Below are 20,334 nucleotides of genomic sequence, written 5' to 3'. Positions count from 1 at the left end.
TTCCTGTGAGACGTGTGTGCAAAGGTGAGCCACCCCGCGGGAGGGTCCATAGGCAGGTGCGGCCCGGAGGCTGCTCGCTATGGGAACCCAAAGGTACGCACCAATCAGCACTGCATTCCGTCAGGGCGCAATTCGCATGCCGTCCTGCGGTACGGGAGGAAATAGTTCAGTGCAACCCCCCTACCCCCCACGCCCGCCGTACCCACCTCGCCCCGGTTCGACCCCGGGGGAGTCCGACCGCAATCTCATCGCCCAGCTCACCGGCGCCCACGCCGCCAGACATCATGCCGTCGCCCTGCTGCTGGCCCGGCACTGGCGCGCCACCTGTGACTACGCAGTCGTCTGCCTCGCCGCCGCCACGCCCAGCGCGCAACTCGTCGCCAGCGCCGCCTTCGAGCGCGTCCTCGGCAGACCGGCCGGCGGCGCGGCGGGCGGCGCCCTGCGCCCGCAGCTCCTCGTGGCGGTACGGGAGACGGTCCGCGCGTGGGCCGCCGACGAAGCCATTTCGGTGGTCGTGCCGGAACTGCGCAAGACCACCGGTGGTCGCGGACTCAGCGCCGCAAGGCCCGGCACCCCCGAAAGGCGGCAACTCGCGGAGCGTGCTTTCCAAGCCCTTCCGGGAGCCTCGCAATGCCTCCTCTGGCACTCCGAGGTGGAAGCCGAACCCATAAACATACCCGCTGGTCTGCTGGGTGTCGACACCATCACCGCCACGGCCGCCCTCGACCAGGCCCGCGAACAATTCAGGACCGGATTGGTACGTGCCCACCGGGAACTCGCGCCCTCGAAGGAATGCCGCTTCTACAACCGGCTCCTCGACGTCCCCATTCGCCGGGGCGGCTCTCTGCTCCCCGATGTGCAACGGCATCTGACCGAATGCCGGTACTGCCGGCACGCCGCCGAGCAGCTCAGCCATTTCGACGGCGGCCTGGAGACGCTGCTCGCCGAGACCGTGCTCGGCTGGGGCGCCCGCCGCTACCTCGACACGCGGCCCGGCCATGGCGCGGTCGTCGAGGCGTGGCCGGCCGGAGGCGAACCCGCACCCGCGGCGGTGCCCGGCGGACGGCACCGCGTCGTGTCCCGGAGCGGACGGCGCAAGGCCGTGCTGGCCGGCGTCGGCCTGGTCTCCCTCGCCCTGCTCGCCACCGTGCTGGTGGCCAAGGGCTGGTCCGACGACAACGGTGTCCCGCGTCCCGGCGCCACCACCTGGGGAGCTCCCGGCGACGGCGCCACCCGGCCCCGCCCCGCCGCGCAACCGCCGTCCTCGGGCTCCCCGTCCCCGGCCTCCGTGGGCGAGCCCGTCGAGATCGCCCACGGCAGGCTGCGCAGTCTCGACGCCGGGCGCTGCGTCGACGTGCGCGGGGGTGACCGCGGGGTGCGGGTAGGCGGGGACCTGCGGCTCGGCACGTGTTCGGACGTCGGCTCCCAGCAGTGGTCGTACCAGGACGACGGCATGCTGCGCAGCGCGCTCGATCCCACCCTGTGCCTCGCCGCCGACCCCGGCGCGCGCGGTGTCGTGGTCGCCGGCTGCCTGGTGCACGCGGGGGAGGTGTCGTACGACCTGACGGTGCGCGGTGAACTCCTGCTGCGCTGGGACCAGGACCTCGCACTGGCCGTCGACGGCACGCGGGTGGTCGTGGCCCGGCGGAACGGGTCGGCCGGCCAGCGCTGGGAACTGGAGCCGGGGGAGGGCGGAGTTGCGGTGACTCCGCAGCCCGCGCGCTCCACCGCGCCCGCGCCGAAGAAGCAGGGCGGGACCGGGACCTCCGCGCCGCCGCCTCCGGTGGCTCCGCAGGGCGATCCCGGAGAGACGCAGGAGCCGTACGCCACCCGGGTCGCGCAGGCCGCGGCGCGGAACCACCACCCCGGCCCGGTCACCCCGCCCGGGCGCCACGAGCCGGCCGGATCGCTCGACGGTGCGGCCGGCGGCGCTCTCGACTCCGTCGGCGAAGGGACCCGCGGCGCTCTGGACTTCGTCACCGATACGACCGGTGGCGTCCTGGACTCCGCGCCGGCCGCCGTGGCGGACGTCGCGAGCGGAGCGGGAAGCGGCGCGCGAAGCCTGCTCGGTTAGCCGGCTGCGGACGGTGGGGGCCACGGTGTGCCGTGGCCCCCGTTTTCGGTTCTTGTCGGCCTCGTGCCCTTTTCTTGTTCAGATCGTTGACACGAGTCACCACCGGATCTACGTTTCCGACGCGCCGGTGGTGCTGCTGACGTGTCGTCAAGGTCCTGTGGCGGTTGCCGCGTTCACAGGCCGAACGCGGCTCGGGGCGGTCCTGTGGCGCCTTCGCGGTCCACATCGTCGTGCCCGCACACCGAAGGAGTGACGGCTCATGTCCGAAACCGTCTCCCGACGATCAGCCCTGCGCCTCACGGCCGGTGCCGTCGCGGTCGCCGCCGCGGCCACCGGCGGACTCGTCCCGCCCACGCCCGCCGCGGCGGCGGACAGACCCGAGGCGGGGGCCGGCCCCCGCGTCGAGCGGCTGCTCGCCAGACTCACGCTCGACGAGAAGATCTCCCTGCTGCACGGGGCCGACGACCCCGCCTCGCGCGGCCAGGCCGGATACGTGCCGGGCGTCCCCCGGCTGAACATCCCGCCCCTCAGACTCGCCGACGGGCCGGCCGGCGTCCGCATCACCGAGCATGCCACCGCACTGCCCGCCCCGGTCCTGCTCGCCTCCGCCTTCGACCCCGAACTGGCCCGCCGCTACGGCCAGGTGATCGGCCGCGAGGGCCGCGCCCTCGGCCAGGACGTGCTGCTCTCCCCGATGGTCAACCTCATCCGCACCCCCTACGCGGGCCGCAACTTCGAGACGTTCAGCGAGGACCCGCTGCTCGCCTCCGACCTGGTCGCCGCCGAGATCAGGGGCATCCAGGGCGAGGGCCTGATCGCGACCGTCAAGCACTTCGCCCTCAACAACCAGGAGCAGGACCGCACTTCGGTCGACGTGCGCGCCGACGAACAGACCATGCACGAACTCGAACTGCGCGGCTTCGAGGCGGCGGTGCAGGCCGGAACCGGCGCGGTCATGGGCTCCTACAACAAGGTCAACGCCACCTTCGCCTGCGAGAACAGGACCTTGCTCACCGACATCCTCCGCGACCAGTGGGGCTTCACGGGCTGGGTGATGACCGACTGGTTCGCCGCCCACAGCACCGCCGCCGCGATCACCGCGGGCCTCGACATGGAGATGCCCGACGGCACGTACTTCGGTGCGGCCCTCAAGTCGGCGGTGCAGAACGGCAGTGTGCCCGAGCGGTACGTCGACCGGGCGGTACGGCGGATCCTCGCCGTGCTGGACCGCTTCGGCCTCCTCGACGGCAGCGCCCCGCCCCGCCCGGACCGCGACGCCGAGGCGGGCGCGGCCGTGGCCCTGGAGGTCGCCAAGGCCGGCGCGACCCTGCTGCGCAACGAGCGCCGCACCCTGCCGCTGGACGGCGGCAGCGTCGCGGTGATCGGACCGACCGGCGCGCTGCCCTTCGTCAGCGGCGGCGGCAGCGCCCATGTCGTTCCCGATCACGCCGACAGCCCCCTTGACGCCATCAGAGCCCGGACGCGCGCCACGGTCACCTACGCCCTCGGCGAGGACCTGTTCGGCAAGGCCCTGCCGGCCGGCGCCCTCAGCCCCGGCTTCACGAGCGAGGGACAGCGGGTGGCCGCCGGACAGACGTGGGCGTACGACGGCACGCTCACCGTCACCGAGGACGACGAGTGGACCTTCGTGCTCCACTTCTCCTCCGCGGCCACCGACCGCCCCAAGGTCCTGCTCGACGGCGAGGAGCTCTTCCCCCTCGCGGCCGGATACGGCGAGTACTTCTCCGGCGGCCTGGTCGCCGTCGCTCCCGACGGGCTGGGCGTGCGCCGTAAGACGCTCCAACTCCCAGCGGGCAACCACAACTTGAGTATCACGGCGGACGGCGGCGACTCGGGGCTGCTGTTCCGGCTGCGCCGCAGCACCGGTGCGACCCACGCCCAGGACGTCGCCGACGCGGTGAGCGCGGCCCAAGTCGCCCGGCACGTCGTGCTGTTCGCCTACGAGGACGCCACCGAGGGCCTCGACCGCACGACCGTCGCCCTGCCCGGCCACCAGGAACGGCTGATCCGCGCGGTGGCCGCGGCCAACCCGCGCACCACCGTCGTCCTCAACACCTCGTCGTGCACCTCGATGCCATGGCTGGCGGAGACCGGAGCCGTGCTCCAGATGTACTACCCCGGCCAAGAGGGCGCGGCCGCCACCGCCGCCGTCCTCTTCGGCGACAGCGACCCCGGCGGCCGCCTCACCCAGTCCTTCCCGGCCGACGACGACCACCACCCGGTCGCCGGGGACCCGCGCCGCTACCCCGGCGTCGACGGCGTGGAGGAGTACTCGGAGGGCATCCGCGCCGGCTATCGCTGGTACGACGCGCAGGGCGTGCGGCCCCTCTACCCCTTCGGGCACGGGCTGTCGTACACCTCTTTCGCGTACTCCGACCCCGGCACGCGATGGACGCACGGCGGACTGGAGGTCACCTTCACCGTGCGCAACACCGGGCGGCGGACGGGAGTCGCGGTGCCGCAGGTGTACGTCGGACGCTCGCCCGACCTGCGACTCGACCAAGCCGTACGGGTGCTGGGCGGCTACCGGCGACTGGTGCTGCGGGCCGGGGAGCGCCGGCGGTTGACCGTGCGGGTCGCCGCGCGCACCCTGTCGTCCTGGGACGCGCGGCACCATCGCTGGACACTCGGCACCGGACGGCGCACCGTCTGGGTCGGCGCCTCCTCGGGCGACCTGAGGCTGCGCACCGACGCGCGGGTGGGCGACGGCCGCCGCTGAATTCCTGTCAATGAGCGGCCGGGGAGCCAGGGCTCTCCGGCCGTTTACTTCAAGGGTTTACAAGAATTTTCCCCGCCGTGCGTTTCATTTGAAGCAATGTGGTTGACGACAGGTTTTTGTCAGGATTGAGTGAGGGTTGACGCAGAGACGTTCGGTGCGGGTTTCTGCTGTGCCACGATCGAGCCAGCGGGCCGAAGTCATCCCGAATTTACAGAGCTCGGCGCGGTCGCACGGTGCGTTGCGGCGCGGTGAGTGCCGGGTGAATGGCGGGGCGCTTTGACGGGCTTATGGCGGTGTGCCGCCAGCGAGCCGGGCGCCGTACGACCGCCGTGCCGAAGGGGATTGCCAGGATTTTCGGCTCTTGCGGTGAATTCCTCCCGCTGGCCGAATCAATGCTACCGGACATGATGGGTACGCTCCGTTATTGACCCGCGAGTAATGAACTCGCTAGTTTCCGGTGGCCTCACCACGAGCTTTTTCGCCGCACACATCCCCCACCGTGCTGTCCTCCCGATTATTCGGAGCGTCATGACGTCCCCTGTGCGTGCCGTCGACCTGATCATGTGCATCACCCCTTTCGGAGAACCCGATGCCAGGCTCGCCACAGCGGTCTGCGCCGCCGGCGGACTCGGCGTCCTCGACCTGGGCCGCGGCGACCGAAGAACCCGGGAGGCGCTGGCCAGGCTGAGACGGGCGGTGCCGGGACCGTACGGCGTGCGGATCGCCGCCGGCTGCGCGCTCGCCCCGGACGATCTCACCCCGGACGATCTCGGCCCGGCCCCCGACACCGTGGTCCGGGCCGCCGACGCACCCTGGACCATCGCCGAACTCGCTCCGCGCGCACGGGTGCTGGCCGAGGTGACCGACCTGGCCGGGGCCCGTGCGGCGGTCGCGGCCGGTGCCCGCGGACTGATCGCCCGGGGCGCCGAGAGCGGCGGCCGGGTCGGCGAGCTCAGCACCTTCGTCCTCCTTCAACAACTGCTCGCTGCGGACGAGTTGGGGGTGCCGGTCTGGGCCGCCGGTGGCATCGGACCGCACACGGCGGCGGCCGCGGTGGCCGGTGGCGCGGCCGGGGTGGTCCTCGACAGCCAACTGGCGCTGCTCGCCGAGTCCCGGCTGCCCGAGGCGACGGCGGCCGCACTGCGCTCCCTGGACGGCTCCGAGACGGTCGTCGTGGCCGGGTACCGGGTCCTGCACCGCCGCGGCCCGGACGCCCCGCGCCCGCCCGCCGGCGACCCGGCCGAGGTCGCCGCGCTGCTCGGCGCCGAGGACCCGCGCACCCAGCTGCTCCCGGTGGGCCAGGACGGCTTCCTCGCCGCCCGGTTCGCCGAGCGGTGGGGCGACGTACGGCGGACCGTCAGGGAGCTGACCGCGGCGATCCGCGGCACCGGCGCCGCCGGCGCACCGCGGCCGACCGGCTCGGCTGCCGCCGCCGGCGTGCCAAGGCCGACCGGCTCGGTTGCCGCAGCCGGCGCGCTGCGGCCCGCCACCTCTGCCATGAGCCGGGCCCTCGGCACCCGGCTGCCCGTCGCCCAGGGCCCGATGACCCGGGTGAGCGACCGTGGCGCCTTCGCGGCGGCCGTCGCCGACGACGGGGCGCTGCCCTTCCTGGCGCTTGCCCTCGCCGACGGCGCCCGCACCCGGGAGATGCTGACCGAGGCCAAGGCCGCGCTCGACGGACGGCCCTGGGGCGTCGGCGTGCTGGGCTTCGCGCCCGAGGAACTGCGCGACGCCCAGCTCGAAGCGGTACGCGAGCTGCGGCCCAGCCACGCCATCGTCGCGGGCGGCCGGCCCGCCCAGGCGGAGGCGCTGGAGCGGGCCGGGATCAGCACCTTCCTGCACGTGCCCTCGCCGGGGCTGCTGCGGCAGTTCCTGGAGGCCGGCGCCCGGAAGTTCGTGTTCGAGGGCTCCGAGTGCGGCGGCCACGTCGGACCGCGCGCGAGCTTCCCGCTCTGGGAGGCCCAACTCGCCGTCCTGGAGGACTTCCCGGACGCCGAAGGCCTGGAGGTGTTCTTCGCCGGCGGCATCCACGACGAACGCTCGGCGGCGATGGTCGCCACCCTGGCCGCGCCGCTCACCACCCGGGGCGCGGCCGTCGGCCTGCTCATGGGCACCGCCTACCTCTTCACCGAGGAGGCCGTGGCCCGGGGCGCGATCCAGCCCCTCTTCCAGCGCCAGGTCAGGGCGGCCGCCTCGACCGCCCTCCTGGAGACCGCGCCCGGCCACGCCACCCGCTGTGTCCCCAGCCCGTTCACCTACAACTACCGTGAGCGCGAAGCCGAGTTGCGGGAGAGCGGAGTGCCCGGCCGGCGAGTGTGGGAGGAGCTGGAACGGCTCAACGTCGGCCGGCTGCGCATCGCCAGCAAGGGCCTCGACCGCACGGCCGACGGCGAGCTGACCCCGGTGGACGAGCAACGCCAGTTCTCCGACGGGATGTTCATGGCCGGAGAGGTCGCCGTCCTGCGCTCGGCGACCACCACCGTGGCCGCCCTGCACCACGCCGTGACCGACGGGGCCGCCGACTTCCTGGCCCGGCGGACGGCTCCCGAGGAGCAGGCGGAGCCCTCCGCCCCCGCCCCGCTCGACATCGCGGTCGTCGGTATGGCCTGCATGTTCCCGCAGGCTCCCGACCTCGCCGCCTTCTGGGCGAACGTGGTCGCCGGACACGACGCGGTCACCGAGGTGCCGGTGGAGCGCTGGGACCCGGCCGTGCACCACGCGGACGGCAGTACGACGTCCAAGTGGGGCGGATTCCTGCCGCCGATCCCCTTCGACCCGCTGGGCTACGGCATCCCGCCCGCTTCCCTCGGGCACATCGAGCCCGTCCAGCTGCTCGCCCTGGAGGCCGCCCGGCGCGCCCTGGACAACGCCGGATACGGCGAGCGGGGGCGGGAGTTCGACCGCTCGCGCACCTCCGTCGTCTTCGGCGCCGAGGCCGGCAGCGACCTCTCCAACGCGGCCACCCTGCGCGCCGTACTGCCCTCCTACTTCGGCACGGTGCCCGACGGCCTCGAAGACCAGCTGCCCCGCCTCACCGAGGACTCCTTCCCGGGCATGCTGGCCAACGTCATCTCGGGGCGGATCGCCAACCGCCTCGACCTGGGCGGCGCCAACTACACGGTGGACGCGGCCTGCGCCTCCTCGCTGGCCGCCGTCGACGTCGCCTGCAAGGAACTCACCGCGCAGACCAGCGACGTCGTGCTGTGCGGCGGCGCCGACCTGCACAACGGCATCAACGACTACGTCCTGTTCTCCTCCGTGCACGCGCTCTCCCCGACCGGCCGCTCCCGCGCCTTCGACGGCTCCGCCGACGGCATCGCGCTCGGCGAGGGCGTGGCCTGCGTCGTCCTCAAACGGCTGGCGGACGCCGAGCGCGACGGTGACCGGATCTACGGCGTCATCAAGGGCCTGGGCGCGTCCAGCGACGGCCGCTCCCTCGGCCTGACCGCCCCGCGCCCCGAGGGCCAGCGGGCCGCGCTGCTGCGGGCGTACCGCAGCGCCGGGATCTCCCCGGCCCAGGTCGGCCTGGTCGAGGCCCACGGCACCGGGACCGTCGTCGGCGACCGCACCGAACTCACCATCCTCAGCGAGGTGTTCACGGAGGCGGGCGCGGCGAACGGTGGTTGCGCGCTCGGGTCGGTCAAGTCGCAGATCGGACACACCAAGTGCGCCGCCGGACTCGCCGGGCTGATCAAGACCACCCTCGCCCTGCACACCGGCGTCAAGCCGCCCACCCTGCACCTGGACCACCCCAACCCGGCCTGGAAGGAGACGGACAGCCCGTTCGCCTTCCACACCGAGGCCCGGCCGTGGGCCACCCCGCCCGCCGAACGGGTCGCCGGGGTCAGCGCGTTCGGCTTCGGCGGCACCAACTTCCATGTGGTGCTCGCCGCGTACGACGGCGCCCTGCCGCCGGAGCAGGGACTGGACGCCTGGCCCGCCGAGCTGTTCGTGTTCCGGGGCCGGGACGAGCAGGCCGCCCACCGCGGCGTCGAGGAGATCCTGAAGGCTGCCGAGACCGGCTCTTGGCGACTGCGCGACCTGGCGCTCGCCGCCGCGCGTCGTTCGGATGCCTCGCCCGAGCCGGTGCGCGCCGCGGTGGTCGCTGCCGATGTGGCCGCGCTGACCGGGCAATTGCGCCGGGTCCTGGCCGCAGAACACGACCCGCGCGCGGGGATCCATCTGGCCTCTCCGCAGGCCGAAGCCGACACCAAGGTCGCCTTTCTCTTCCCCGGCCAGGGCAGCCAGCGCCCCGGCATGCTCGCCGACATCCTCATCGCCTTTCCCGAGCTGCAGCACTACCTCCAGCTCGGCCGCGCCCACGCCGACACCCTCTACCCGCCCACCGCGTTCGACGAGGACACCCGCGAGCGCCGCCGGGCCGCCCTCACCGACACCCGGGCCGCCCAGCCCGCCCTCGGCATCACCGGTCTCGCCGCCCACGCCTTCCTCACAGCGGCCGGCGTCCGCCCCGACATGGCCGCCGGCCACAGCTACGGCGAACTCGTCGCCCTGAGCGCGGCCGGTGCCCTCACCCCGGAAACCCTCCTGGAACTGAGCACCGAACGCGCGGCCGCGATCCTGGCCGCCGCGGGCGACGAACCCGGCACCATGGCGGCCGTGTCCGGCGGAGCGGACGACGTCGAGCGAGCACTGCGGACGGCCGGGGTCCCGGCCACCGTGGTCGTGGCCAACCACAACTCGCCCCGGCAGACGGTGATCTCCGGCCCGACCGGCGAAGTGACCGAAGCCGTAAGGCTGTTGCGTGAGGCCGACCTCGGTGCCAAGCGGATCCCGGTGGCCTGCGCCTTCCACAGCCCGGTCGTGGCCGGGGCGGCCGACCGGTTCGCGGAGGTCCTCGCGGACACGGCCGTACGACCGCCCGAGTTCCCGGTGTGGTCCAACCGCACGGCGGCCCCCTACCGGCCGGACGCCGACGCCGTACGCGCCGAACTCGCCGCCCAGATCGGCTCACCCGTCGCCTTCGCCGCCCAGGTCGAGGCGATGTACGAGGCCGGGGCCCGCGTCTTCGTGGAGGCCGGACCCGGGACCGTCCTCACCGGGCTCGTCGGGCAGATCCTCGGCGACCGCCCGCACACCACCGTGGCCTGCGAACCGCGGGCCGGCAGCGGACTGCGCGGCTGGCTCGACGCCCTCGCCCGACTGGCCGCGGCCGGCGTACCGGTACGCACTGCCTGGCTGCTGCGCGGCCGGGACGCCGTGGACGCGGTCCGGACCCCGGCGCCGAAGCAGCCCGGCTGGACCGTCGACGGACAGCTCGTACGCACCGCCGCCGGAGACCTCCTGCCCGGTGCCCTGGCACCGGCCCGACGAGTCGTGGAGAAGACGACTGTGACGACGAACCAGCCGCACGGCGCCCCCGCCGACCGGGACGCGCTGATCTCCGAGTTCCTGCGCACCAGCCGGGAGATGATCGCCGCCCAGCGCGATGTGCTGCTCACCTACTTCGGGGCGACTCAGCCGCAGGTGCCGGCCGTGCCGCCGCTCCAGCAGTTGCCGCCCGCAGAAGTCGTCGTACCCCAGCCGCGGTCGGCGCAGCCCGCACTCGAACCCGCCCCGGTGGTCGAACCCGAGGCGGCGGCCGACGTCGAGCGGGTCGTCCTGGAGATCATCAGCGAGCGCACCGGATACCCCGTCGACATGATCGAGCCCGACCTCGACCTGGAGGCGGACCTGAGCATCGACTCGATCAAGCGGGCCGAGATCGCGGGCGAGCTGGCCAAGCGCCTCGGCATCGCGGGCGCTGCGCGGACCCTGGACGACGCCGAGCTGGAGGACCTGGCGAAGGCCCGCACGGCGGCGGCGGTGACGGGATGGCTGAAGGCGCGGGTCGAGGAGGCCGGTGCCGGTCAGACCCCGGCGGCCGCGGGGACAGCGGGCGAGGGCGACGGGGGTGGCGGCGACGGCGCGGCGCCCGTTCCGGGCCCGGCTGCCGGAGAGGGCGATGCCCGCGCGGAATCGGATGCCGTGCCAGGTGAGCCGCTTGCCGGGGTGGCTCCCAGGCGCTTCGTCCTGCGGCCCGTCGCCCTGGCCCAGCCGGACCCGGAGGCCGATCCCGCGGCTCTGCTCGCGGGCAGGCGGTTCGTGCTGCTCGGGGCGGAAGGCGGCGCTGCCGCCACCCAGCTCGCGGCGCGGCTCTCCGCGTACGGCGCCGAGGCCGTGACCATGGCGGCCGACCACCTCCTCGATGCGGCGGACGGAACCGTGGACGGGGTGCTGTACCTGGGCGGCCTGCCCGGGGCCGCTGAGACCCCGGTCCTGCCGGACGCCTTCCCGGCGCTGCGCGCGGCCCTCGCGCGCGGCCCGCGCTGGCTGCTGGCCGTCCGCCCCGCCGACGGCGCGGACGCGGCACGTTCGGCCGGACTGCACGGGCTGTTCCGCACCGTGGCCCGGGAGTACCCGGACACCGTCGCACGGGTCGTGAGCCTCGGGGACACCGCCCCCGAGGCGGTCGCCGACGCACTGCTCGCCGAGCTGCTCGCCCCGGAACCGGCCCCGGTCGTGCTCCGCACGGCCGCCGGACGGCAGGGGCTCGAACTGGCCGAGGCGGCGCCCGGCCCGCTCGGCGGCACCGGGGCCGGACCGGCGGGGGAGGGGGCCGCGGAGGCCGCCGCCCTCGGCCTCGACCGGGACTCCGTGGTGCTGCTGGTCGGCGGGGCCCGGGGCATCACCGCGAAGTTCGCGGCCGCCCTCGCCACCGCCTGCCGCTGCCGGATCGAACTCCTCGGCCGGACGCCCGCACCCACCGGCCCGGAGACCCCGGACACCGCGGGGGCACGCACCCCGGCCGAACTCCGCACCGCCCTCGCCGCCCGGGGCGGCCTGAAGCCCGCCGAGATCAACCGCGACGCCGAACTGATCCTGGCCCAGCGGGAGATCACCGCCACCCTGGACGAACTCGCCGCGCTCGGCAGCGAGGCGCGCTACCGCGCCGTCGACTTCCGGGACCACGACGCCGCACTCCAGGCCGTCAAGGAGATCCACGCCGACCACGGCCGCCTGGACGGGGTCGTGTTCGCGGCCGGGGTGATCGAGGACCGGCTGATCGCCGAGAAGTCCCCGGAGTCGTTCCAGCGGGTGTACGGCACGAAGACGGCCGGCGCGGCCACCCTGCTCGCCGCCCTCGGCGAGCTGCCCAACGGGCCCGGTTTCGCGGTGCTGTTCGGCAGCATCTCGGCCGTCCTCGGCAACCGCGGCCAGGCCGACTACGCCGCCGCCAACGACGCCCTGGAGAGCCTCGGCGCCGGCTGGGCGGAGCGCACCGGGAACCGGGCGCTGACCGTGCACTGGGGGCCGTGGGCGCCCACCGGCGGGCACACCGGCATGGTCAGCCCGGAACTCGGCCGCGAGTACGCCCGGCGCGGGGTCAGGCTGATCGACCCCGACGAGGGCACCGCGGCCCTGCTGCGCGAGCTCGCCTGGGGCGAGGAGTCCGTGCGGGCCGTCGTCTACACCGCCTCGGGCTGGTGACATGAGCGACGACCCTCAGGTTCCGGTCGCGATCGTGGGGATGGCGGTGCTGCTGCCCGGCGCCGCGGGCCTGGACGCGTACTGGCAGAACCTGCTGAACGGCACGGATGCCATAACAGAGGTGCCGGAAGGACGCTGGGACGCGGACTACTACCGGCCGGGCTCGGCCACCGGGCCCGCCGTCCCCGACCAGGTGTACTGCCGGCGCGGCGGATTCGTGGACGCGCTGGCCGAGGTGGAGGTCACCCGGTTCGGGATCATGCCGAACTCCGTGGCCGGCACCGAACCCGACCAGCTGATCGCCCTCGACGTGGCCGCCGCCGCGATCGCCGACGCGGGCGGCGCGGACAGGCTGCCGGACCGGCACCGGATCGGCGTGGTGCTGGGCCGGGGCGGCTACCTCACCCCCGGCCTGGTCCGGCTCGACCAGCGGGTCCGTACGGCGGGGCAACTCGTGCGCACCCTGGGCGAGTTGGTGCCCGACCTCACCCCCGGCCAACTGGCCCGGGTGCGCGAGGCGTTCACCGAGCGGCTCGGTCCCGCCAGCCCCGAGTCCGCGATCGGCCTGGTGCCCAACCTCGCCGCCTCGCGCATCGCCAACCGCCTCGACCTGCGCGGTCCCGCCTACACGGTGGACGCGGCCTGCGCCTCCTCCCTGGTCGCCGTCGACCAGGCCGTCACCGAACTCACCGCCGGGCGCTGCGATGTGATGCTCGCCGGGGGAGTGCACCACTGCCACGACATCACCCTGTGGAGCGTCTTCTCGCAGCTGCGCGCGCTCTCCCCGAGCCAGCGCATCCGCCCCTTCCACCGCGACGCCGACGGCATCCTCATCGGCGAGGGCACCGGAGTCGTCGTCCTCAAGCGCCTCGCCGACGCCGAGCGCGACGGCGACCGCGTCTACGCCGTGATCCGCGGCACCGGCGTGGCCAGCGACGGCCGCACCGCCGGACTCGTCAACCCCGACCCCGGCGGCCAGACCCACGCCGTACGCCAGGCCTGGCGGGCCGCGGGGCTCGACCCCACGGCCCCGCACTCGGTCGGTCTCCTGGAGGCGCACGGCACCGCGACTCCCGCCGGTGACTCCGCCGAACTCGCCACACTGGCCGAGGTGTTCGGACCCAGCGGGACCGGCGGGACCGGCGGGCCCGGCGGGCGCGGTGCCGAGCGGGCCGTGCTGGGCTCCGTGAAGTCGATGATCGGCCACACCATGCCGGCCGCCGGAGTCGCCGGGCTGGTCAAGGCCGCCCTCGCGCTCCACCACGCCACCCTGCTGCCCACCCTGCACTGCGACGACCCGCACCCGGCCCTCGCCGCCACCCGTTTCCGCACCCTGGACCGGGCCCGGCCCTGGGAGGCCGCTCCCGGACAGCCGGTCCGCAGAGCCGGGGTGAACGCCTTCGGCTTCGGCGGGATCAACGCCCACGTGGTGCTGGAGGAGGCCCCGGGCAACCGCGCCGCCGGCCCCCGCGGCACTGGAGTCGTCGGAACCCGCAGCACAGGGGCCAGCGGGCCCCGCGTCACGGAAGCCGCCGCACCCCGCCGCGCGGAGGTCACCGAACCCGAGCGCATCCTCCTGATCGCCGCCGACACCCCCGAGCACCTCGCCGCCGCCCTCGCCGCCGACGACTCCGCGGTCCTCGCCGCCGGTCTCGACCCCAGGGGGACCCACCCACAGGCCGGCCCGGCCCGGCTGGGCATCGTCGACCCCACCGCCAGACGGCTGGCCCTCGCCCGGCGCGCGGTCGGCAGGAGCCGCCCCTGGCAGGGCCGCAACGACGTGTGGTTCCGGCCCGCCGCACTGCTGCGCCCCGGCAAGCTGGCCTTCGTCTTCCCGGGCCTGGAAGGCGAGTTCACTCCCCGCGTCGACGACATCGCCGCGCATTTCGGCCTCCCCACCGTCACCGGCCCCGCCACGGACGCCGTGCGGGTCGGGGACGTAGGCCGTCATGGGTTCGGTGTCGTCGGCGTGGGGCGGCTCCTCGACAGCGCGCTGCGCCGGATGGGCGTGGTGCCGGACGCGGTCGCCGGGCACAGCGTCGGCGAGTGGACGGCGATGGTGGCCGCCGGGCTCTACTCGGGTGACCAGGTCGACGCGTTCATGGCCGAGTTCGACCCCGACGCGGTCACCGTCCCGGGCCTCGCCTTCGCCGCGGTCGGCGCCCCCGCCGACCGCGTCCTCGGCGTACTCCGCGAGGACTGGGCGGACGCCGGGATCGTCCTCTCCCACGACAACGCGCCGAACCAGTCGATGGTCTGCGGCCCGGACCGGGCCGTGGCGGACCTCGTGCGCGCCCTGCGGGCCGACGGCGTGCTGTGCCAGGTGCTGCCGTTCCGGTCCGGTTTCCACACCCCGATGCTGGAGCCGTACCTGACCCCCATCAAGGAGGCCGCAGAACGGTTCCGGCTGTACCGGCCGACGGTCCCCGTCTGGTCCGGCACCACGGCGGCCCCCTTCCCGGCGGCCGAGACGGAGGTGCGTGAGCTGTTCGTCCGGCATCTGCTGGAGCCGGTCCGGTTCCGGCAGCTGGTCGAGGGCCTCTACGCCGCCGGCCACCGCGTCTTCGTCCAGACCGGCCCCGGGCAACTCGCCTCCCTGATCGGCGACACCCTCGGCGACCGCGACCACCTCGCCGTCGCCGCCAACTCCCCCCACCGCACCGGACTGGCCCAGCTCCGGCGCCTGGCGACCGCGTTGTGGACGGCCGGCGCCGCCGTCGCACCGGAGGTCCCGGCGACGAGCGGGCCGGCCACGCCGCCACGGCAGCGGCCGCCCGTCCGGCTCGACCTGGGTGGCGCGCTGGTCTCCCTGGACGGCCCGGAACTGGCCGGACTCCGCACGGCGCTGGGCAGCGGGCGGACATCCGGAGGACCGTCCCCGCTGGACGACCTCGGCACCCGCATCCCGGCCGCCGCCGAACTCGACGCGCTGCTGCGGGAGACGGCCGACACGGCGGCGGCCGTGCTCACCGCGATCCGCCCGCCCGGCACCACCGCCCCCACCACCGCCCGCGCCCTGCCCCGCACCGAGATCCCTCGTCCCACGGCGCCGCGGCGCACTCCGCCCGGCGCCCCCGGCCCCGCGACACCGCCGCCCCCCACCTCCCGCACCACCACCCTCCGGGTGTCCGCCGAGGCGATGCCCCACCTCCTCGACCACTGCTTCTTCCCGCAACGCCCCGGCTGGCCCGACACCGAGGACCGCTGGCCGGTGGTCCCCGCCACCACGATCGTCCAGCACATGATGGACGCGGCCGAGGAGGCCACCGGACTGCGGGCGGTGGCCGTGCACGGAGCCCGCTTCGACCGCTGGCTCACCGCCACACCCCCGGTCGACGTCCCGGTCACCGTCACCCCCGACGGACCCGGACGCGTCGCGGTCACCTTCGGCCCCACCGCCCGAGCGGTCGTCGAAGTGGCCCCGGACCACTCCCCGCCGCCCACCGGTCCCGGCCGCCCCCCGGCCCCCGAGCGGACCCCCGAACACACCGCGGCCCAGCTGTACGCCGAGCGCTGGATGTTCCACGGCCCAGCGTTCCAGGGCGTCACCGAGCTCACCGCGATCGGCGACCGGCACGTGCGCGGGGTGATCACGACACCCGCCGCCCCGGGCGCGCTGCTCGACAACGTCGGCCAGATCCTCGGCTACTGGATCATGGCCACCCGCACCGAGCGGACCGTCGTCTTCCCGGTGCAGATGCGCCGGACGCGCTTCCACGGCCCGCATCCGGCCCCCGGCACCGACGTCGGCTGCCTGGTGCGGATCACCTCGCTCACCGACACCGTCCTTGAGGCGGACGTGGAGCTCACCGTCGGCGGCCGGGTCTGGGCCCGGATCGAGGGCTGGCAGGACCGCCGCTTCGACAACGACCCGCACACCCGGCCCGTCGAACGCTTCCCGGAGCGCAACACCCTCTCCCAGGCGCGGCCCGGCGGCTGGGCGCTGCTCCACGAACGCTGGCCGGACCTGGCCTCCCGCGAGCTGATCATGCGCAACTCCCTCGGCACAGCCGAGCGTTCGGAGTACGCGGAGCGCCCACCGCGCGGCCGCCGGCAGTGGCTGCTGGGCCGGATCGCCGCCAAGGACGCGGTACGGCAGTGGCTCTGGCAGCACGGCGAGGGGCCGGTCTTCCCGGCCGAACTCCGGGTCCGCAACGACGCGTCGGGCCGCCCGTACGTGGTCGGCGCGCACGGCCGCACCCTGCCCGAGCTGGACGTCTCCCTCGCCCACCGGGCCGAGGCGGCGGTGGCGATCGTACGCCCGCACACGCCCGGCCCGGGACCCGGCATCGACCTCGAAGAGGTCGCCGAACGCGATCCGGCGGCCATGCGGGCCGCGCTGGGCGCGGACGAACTCCGGCTGCTGCACGCCCTGTCCGCGGACGACGCGGGCGGCTCCGCGGCCCTCTGGTTCACCCGGTTCTGGACCGCCAAGGAAGCCGTCGCCAAGGCGGAGGGCACCGGATTCGACGGCCGGCCACGGGACTTCACCGTCCTGGAGGCGGCCCCGGACGGCAGCCGGCTGCTGGTCTCGGGCCGGCTGGAACGCGCCTACCCGGTGCACTGCGCGCCGGTCCGCAATCCCCCCGCACTGCCGGACCGCGACTACGTCGTGGCCTGGACGACCGGACCGGCAGCCGCAGACCCCGAGGAGGACCCGCGATGAATCCCACCGAGCCCGAAGTCCGCGCCGACGAGGAGGCGGTCCTCGCCGACCTCGCACGGATGCTCCGCACCCTCCTGGAGGAGTACGGCGACGACGACGCCGAGATCGGCATGAACACCACCTTCAACCGCGACCTGGAGCTGGAGAGCATCGACCTCGTCACCCTGGCCGGACTCCTGGAGGAGCGGTACGGCAAGCGGGTCAACTTCGCCGAGTTCCTGGCCGGGATGGAGTTCGACGAGATCATCGAGCTGACCGTCGGCCGGCTCGTCGAATACGTGGTGTGGAGCCTGAAGGCCACGGAGGCGGGCTGAGCCATGGCGATGGTCGACACCGGAGACATCCGGCTGCACGTACAGCGAATGGGCCCGGCGGAGGGCCGTACCCCCCTCGCCACCGTGGTCCTGGTGCACGGGCTGCTCACCGACAGCCTGGCCAGCTACTACTTCACCGTGGCCCCCGCCTTCGCCGCCTCCGGCCTCGACGTGGTCATGTACGACCTGCGCGGCCACGGCCGCAGCGGCCGCCCCACCGACGGCTACACCCTCGACCACAACATCGACGACCTGGAGGCCCTGCTCGACCGGCTGGCGATCACCGGCCCGGTGCACCTCGTCGGCAACTCCTACGGGGGCACCATCGCCTTCGGCTACGCGGCCCGCCACCCGGAGCGCACCGCCAGCCTGACCCTGATCGAGTCCGAACCGGCGACCGCCGCCTGGGCCGCGAAACTCGGCGGCATCCTGCACCGGGTCGTCACCGAACTCGCCCACAACGAGCCGGACGCCATCGCCTGGATCACCGCCAACCGCAGTCACAACACCGCCCGGCTGGCCAGGGGCGCGGCACGGCTCGCCCGTGAGACCAGCCTCGGCCGGGACATCCCGGCCAGCCGGGTGCTGACCGAGGACCAGATCAGCGCCGTACGCTGCCCGGTCCTCGGGGTGTACGGCGGTGACTCCGACCTGGTCGACGTGGTCCCGCTGAAGGAGACCCTGCTGGCGGACTACCGGTCGGTGGTGCTGCCCGGGCACGAGCACTCCGTGCTGGTCGAGGCGGCCGGCACGGTCGGCGGACACATCCTGGAGCTGATCCACTCGGTCGGCGGGGCGCGGGCGGCCGGGGTCCGGTGAGCGGCTTCCTGTTCGTCGTGCCGCCCCTGGTCGGGCACATCAACCCGGCCGTCGGCGTCTCGGCCGAACTCGCCGCGCGCGGGCACCGGGTGGCCTGGGTCTGCGCGGACGCCGGTCTGGTCCGCCGGCTGGCGGGCGCGCAGGCGCGGGTGTTCCCGTGCGCGGGCACCGCCGAGGGGGAGCGGCCCGCGGATCTGCGCGGCGCGGAGGCGCTGAAGTTCCTCTGGGAGTGGTTCCTGGTGCCGCTGGCGGACGCCATGGCGCCCGGTGTGCGGGCGGCTGCCGACGACTTCCGCCCCGATGTGGTGGTCGCCGACCAACAGGCCTTCGCCGGGGCCCTGGTGGCCGAGCGGCTCGGTCTGCCCTGGGCGACCTCCGCGACCACCTCGGCCGAGTTCGGCGGCGCCTACGACGGCATCCCGAAGGTCGCCGAGTGGCTCCGCGACCGGCTCACGGAGCTGCGCGGCCGCATCGGGGATCCGGCGGGCACCGCCGACCCGCGCTTCTCGCCGCGGCTCACCCTCGCCTTCACCACGCCCGAACTGGCGGGCCCCACCGACCGGCCGGCGGTCCGCTACGTGGGTCCGTCGATCTCCGAGCGGCCGGTCCCCGACAACTTCCCCTGGGAGTGGCTGGATCCGAGCCGGGAGCGGGTCCTCGTCTCCCTCGGCACCGCCAACGCCGACGCGGGCGGGCGGTTCCTCGCCGAGTGCGTGGCCGCCGTACGCGATCGGGCCCACCGGGTCCAGGCGCTGGTGGCCGACCCCGGCGCCACCCTGCCCCCCGCGGCCGACGACAAGGACCTCCTGATCCTGCCCTCCCTGCCCCAGCTCCCGCTCCTGGAGAGAGTCGACGCGGTGGTCTGCCACGCCGGGCACAACACCGTGTGCGAGGCCCTGTGGCACGGCGTCCCGCTGGTCGTCGCCCCCATCCGCGACGACCAGCCGGTGATCGCCGGGCAGGTGGTCGACGCCGGGGCGGGCATCCGGGTCAGGTTCGGCCGGGTCACCGCGCCCCGGCTGGGCGAGGCCCTGGACACCGTCCTGTACGAACCCGGCCCGCGCACCGCGGCGGCCAGGATCCGCACCGCGTTCCGTGCGGCGGGCGGAGCGCAGGCCGCCGCCACCCATCTGGAACGCCTCGCAGCAGACCCGCACGCAAGGAGAGCCGATGAGCAAGCAGAGTGAGATCGAGGCGTTGCGCTCCGCCTACCGGCGGGACCTGGCCGAGGGCACCGACCGCTTCTTCGAACCCCCGCGCACCACGTGCCCGTGGTGCCGCTCCGACCGGCTGACCACCCGGCTGCGCACCACCGACCTGCTCCAGCACAAACCCGGCCGCTTCGTCCTGGACCGCTGCCAGGACTGCGGGCACACCTTCCAGAACCCGCGCCTGAACGAGACCGGCCTGGAGTTCTACTACCGCGACTTCTACGACGGCCTCGGCGAGCAGAAGATGAGCGGCACCTTCGGCGGCCGGACCAAGATGTACCAGGGCCGCGCCCGGTCCATGGTCCCGCACGACGCGACCCCCAAGAACTGGCTCGACGTCGGCACCGGCCACGGCCACTTCTGCGAGGCGGCCCGCGAGGTCCTGCCCGGCACCGCCTTCGACGGCCTCGACTTCACCGACGGCGTCGAACTCGCCGCCCGCGAGGGCCGGGTGGAGCGCGCCTACCGGGGCGCCTTCCCGGACCTGGCCCCCGAACTCGCCGCCCGCTACGACGTCGTCAGCATGTTCCACTACCTGGAGCACAGCACCGACCCCGACCGCGAACTGCGCGCCGCCCACGAGACGGTACGCCCCGGCGGGCACCTCCTGATCGAGGTCCCCGACCCGCAGAGCCGCTACGCCAGGCTCCTCGGCCGCTGGTGGCTGCCCTGGCTCCAGCCCCAGCACCTGCACTTCATTCCCGTCGCCAACCTCCGCGAACGGCTCACCGGCCTGGGCTTCACGGTGGTGGCGGAAGAACACGCCCAGGCCCACGACCCCGTCGACCTGCTGGCCGCCGTCTGGCTCGCCCTGGACCACACCGCACCCCGCGAGGACGCCCCCTGGCTTCCCCGCCCGCCGGGCGCGCTCCAGAAGACGCTGCGCGCCGCCCTGCTCCTCGCGGGCATCCCGGCCCTGGTCACCGGCACCCTCCTGGACCGCTTCGCCGTACGGCCGCTCTCGCAGCGCCTCCGGCTCGCCAACGCCTACCGCATAGTCGCCCGCCGCGACTGAGGAC

At 74.5% G+C, this 20,334-nt stretch carries 8 protein-coding genes; all 8 read left to right on the top strand.

Going from position 1 to position 20,334, the window contains the following annotated elements; translation table 11 throughout:
- Positions 1-169 precede the first annotated feature (169 nt).
- The 8 genes from OHB00_RS09645 to OHB00_RS09610 all read left to right on the top strand — a co-directional run bounded on the left by OHB00_RS09645 (position 170) and on the right by OHB00_RS09610 (position 20,330).
- A complete protein-coding gene (locus OHB00_RS09645; protein WP_406433249.1) occupies positions 170-2,074 on the top strand; it encodes a ricin-type beta-trefoil lectin domain protein in 1,905 nt (634 codons plus the stop codon).
- 259 nt (positions 2,075-2,333) lie between these two features.
- Positions 2,334-4,814: a beta-glucosidase gene (locus tag OHB00_RS09640; RefSeq protein WP_406433247.1), complete on the top strand. Its 2,481-nt coding sequence runs from the start codon at positions 2,334-2,336 to the stop codon at positions 4,812-4,814.
- A gap of 528 nt (positions 4,815-5,342) precedes the next feature.
- Positions 5,343-12,305 carry an SDR family NAD(P)-dependent oxidoreductase gene (locus tag OHB00_RS09635; protein ID WP_406433245.1) on the top strand — a complete coding sequence of 2,321 codons (6,963 nt, stop codon included), beginning with the start codon at positions 5,343-5,345 and terminating at the stop codon, positions 12,303-12,305.
- Between the two features lies 1 nt (position 12,306).
- A complete protein-coding gene (locus OHB00_RS09630) occupies positions 12,307-16,971 on the top strand; it encodes a beta-ketoacyl synthase N-terminal-like domain-containing protein (RefSeq protein ID WP_406433243.1) in 4,665 nt (1,554 codons plus the stop codon).
- Positions 16,968-17,285, top strand: a complete 318-nt coding sequence (locus tag OHB00_RS09625; protein ID WP_406433241.1) for an acyl carrier protein — start codon at positions 16,968-16,970, stop codon at positions 17,283-17,285. The genes OHB00_RS09630 and OHB00_RS09625 overlap by 4 nt, the downstream gene beginning before the upstream one ends.
- 3 nt (positions 17,286-17,288) lie before the next feature.
- Positions 17,289-18,104, top strand: a complete 816-nt coding sequence (locus OHB00_RS09620) for an alpha/beta fold hydrolase (protein WP_406433239.1) — start codon at positions 17,289-17,291, stop codon at positions 18,102-18,104.
- Positions 18,101-19,291 carry a glycosyltransferase gene (locus OHB00_RS09615; RefSeq protein WP_406433237.1) on the top strand — a complete coding sequence of 397 codons (1,191 nt, stop codon included), beginning with the start codon at positions 18,101-18,103 and terminating at the stop codon, positions 19,289-19,291. The genes OHB00_RS09620 and OHB00_RS09615 overlap by 4 nt, the downstream gene beginning before the upstream one ends.
- A complete protein-coding gene (locus OHB00_RS09610) occupies positions 19,275-20,330 on the top strand; it encodes a class I SAM-dependent methyltransferase (protein ID WP_406433235.1) in 1,056 nt (351 codons plus the stop codon). Before OHB00_RS09615 ends, OHB00_RS09610 begins: the two co-directional genes overlap by 17 nt.
- Positions 20,331-20,334 lie beyond the last annotated feature (4 nt).

Origin of the sequence: Streptomyces sp. NBC_00631, from assembly GCF_045206895.1 — a bacterium.
Lineage (GTDB): Bacteria > Actinomycetota > Actinomycetes > Streptomycetales > Streptomycetaceae > Streptomyces.
This window is presented reverse-complemented; position numbering and strand designations above follow the sequence as displayed.

Bases quoted from the DNA above. Each gene is read 5' to 3' on its own strand.
- OHB00_RS09640 (WP_406433247.1), top strand. From the start codon at position 2,334: ATGTCCGAAACCGTCTCCCGACGATCAGCCCTGCGCCTCACGGCCGGT.
- OHB00_RS09635 (WP_406433245.1), top strand. From the start codon at position 5,343: ATGACGTCCCCTGTGCGTGCCGTCGACCTGATCATGTGCATCACCCCT.
- OHB00_RS09630 (WP_406433243.1), top strand. From the start codon at position 12,307: ATGAGCGACGACCCTCAGGTTCCGGTCGCGATCGTGGGGATGGCGGTG.
- OHB00_RS09625 (WP_406433241.1), top strand. From the start codon at position 16,968: ATGAATCCCACCGAGCCCGAAGTCCGCGCCGACGAGGAGGCGGTCCTC.
- OHB00_RS09620 (WP_406433239.1), top strand. From the start codon at position 17,289: ATGGCGATGGTCGACACCGGAGACATCCGGCTGCACGTACAGCGAATG.
- OHB00_RS09610 (WP_406433235.1), top strand. From the start codon at position 19,275: ATGAGCAAGCAGAGTGAGATCGAGGCGTTGCGCTCCGCCTACCGGCGG.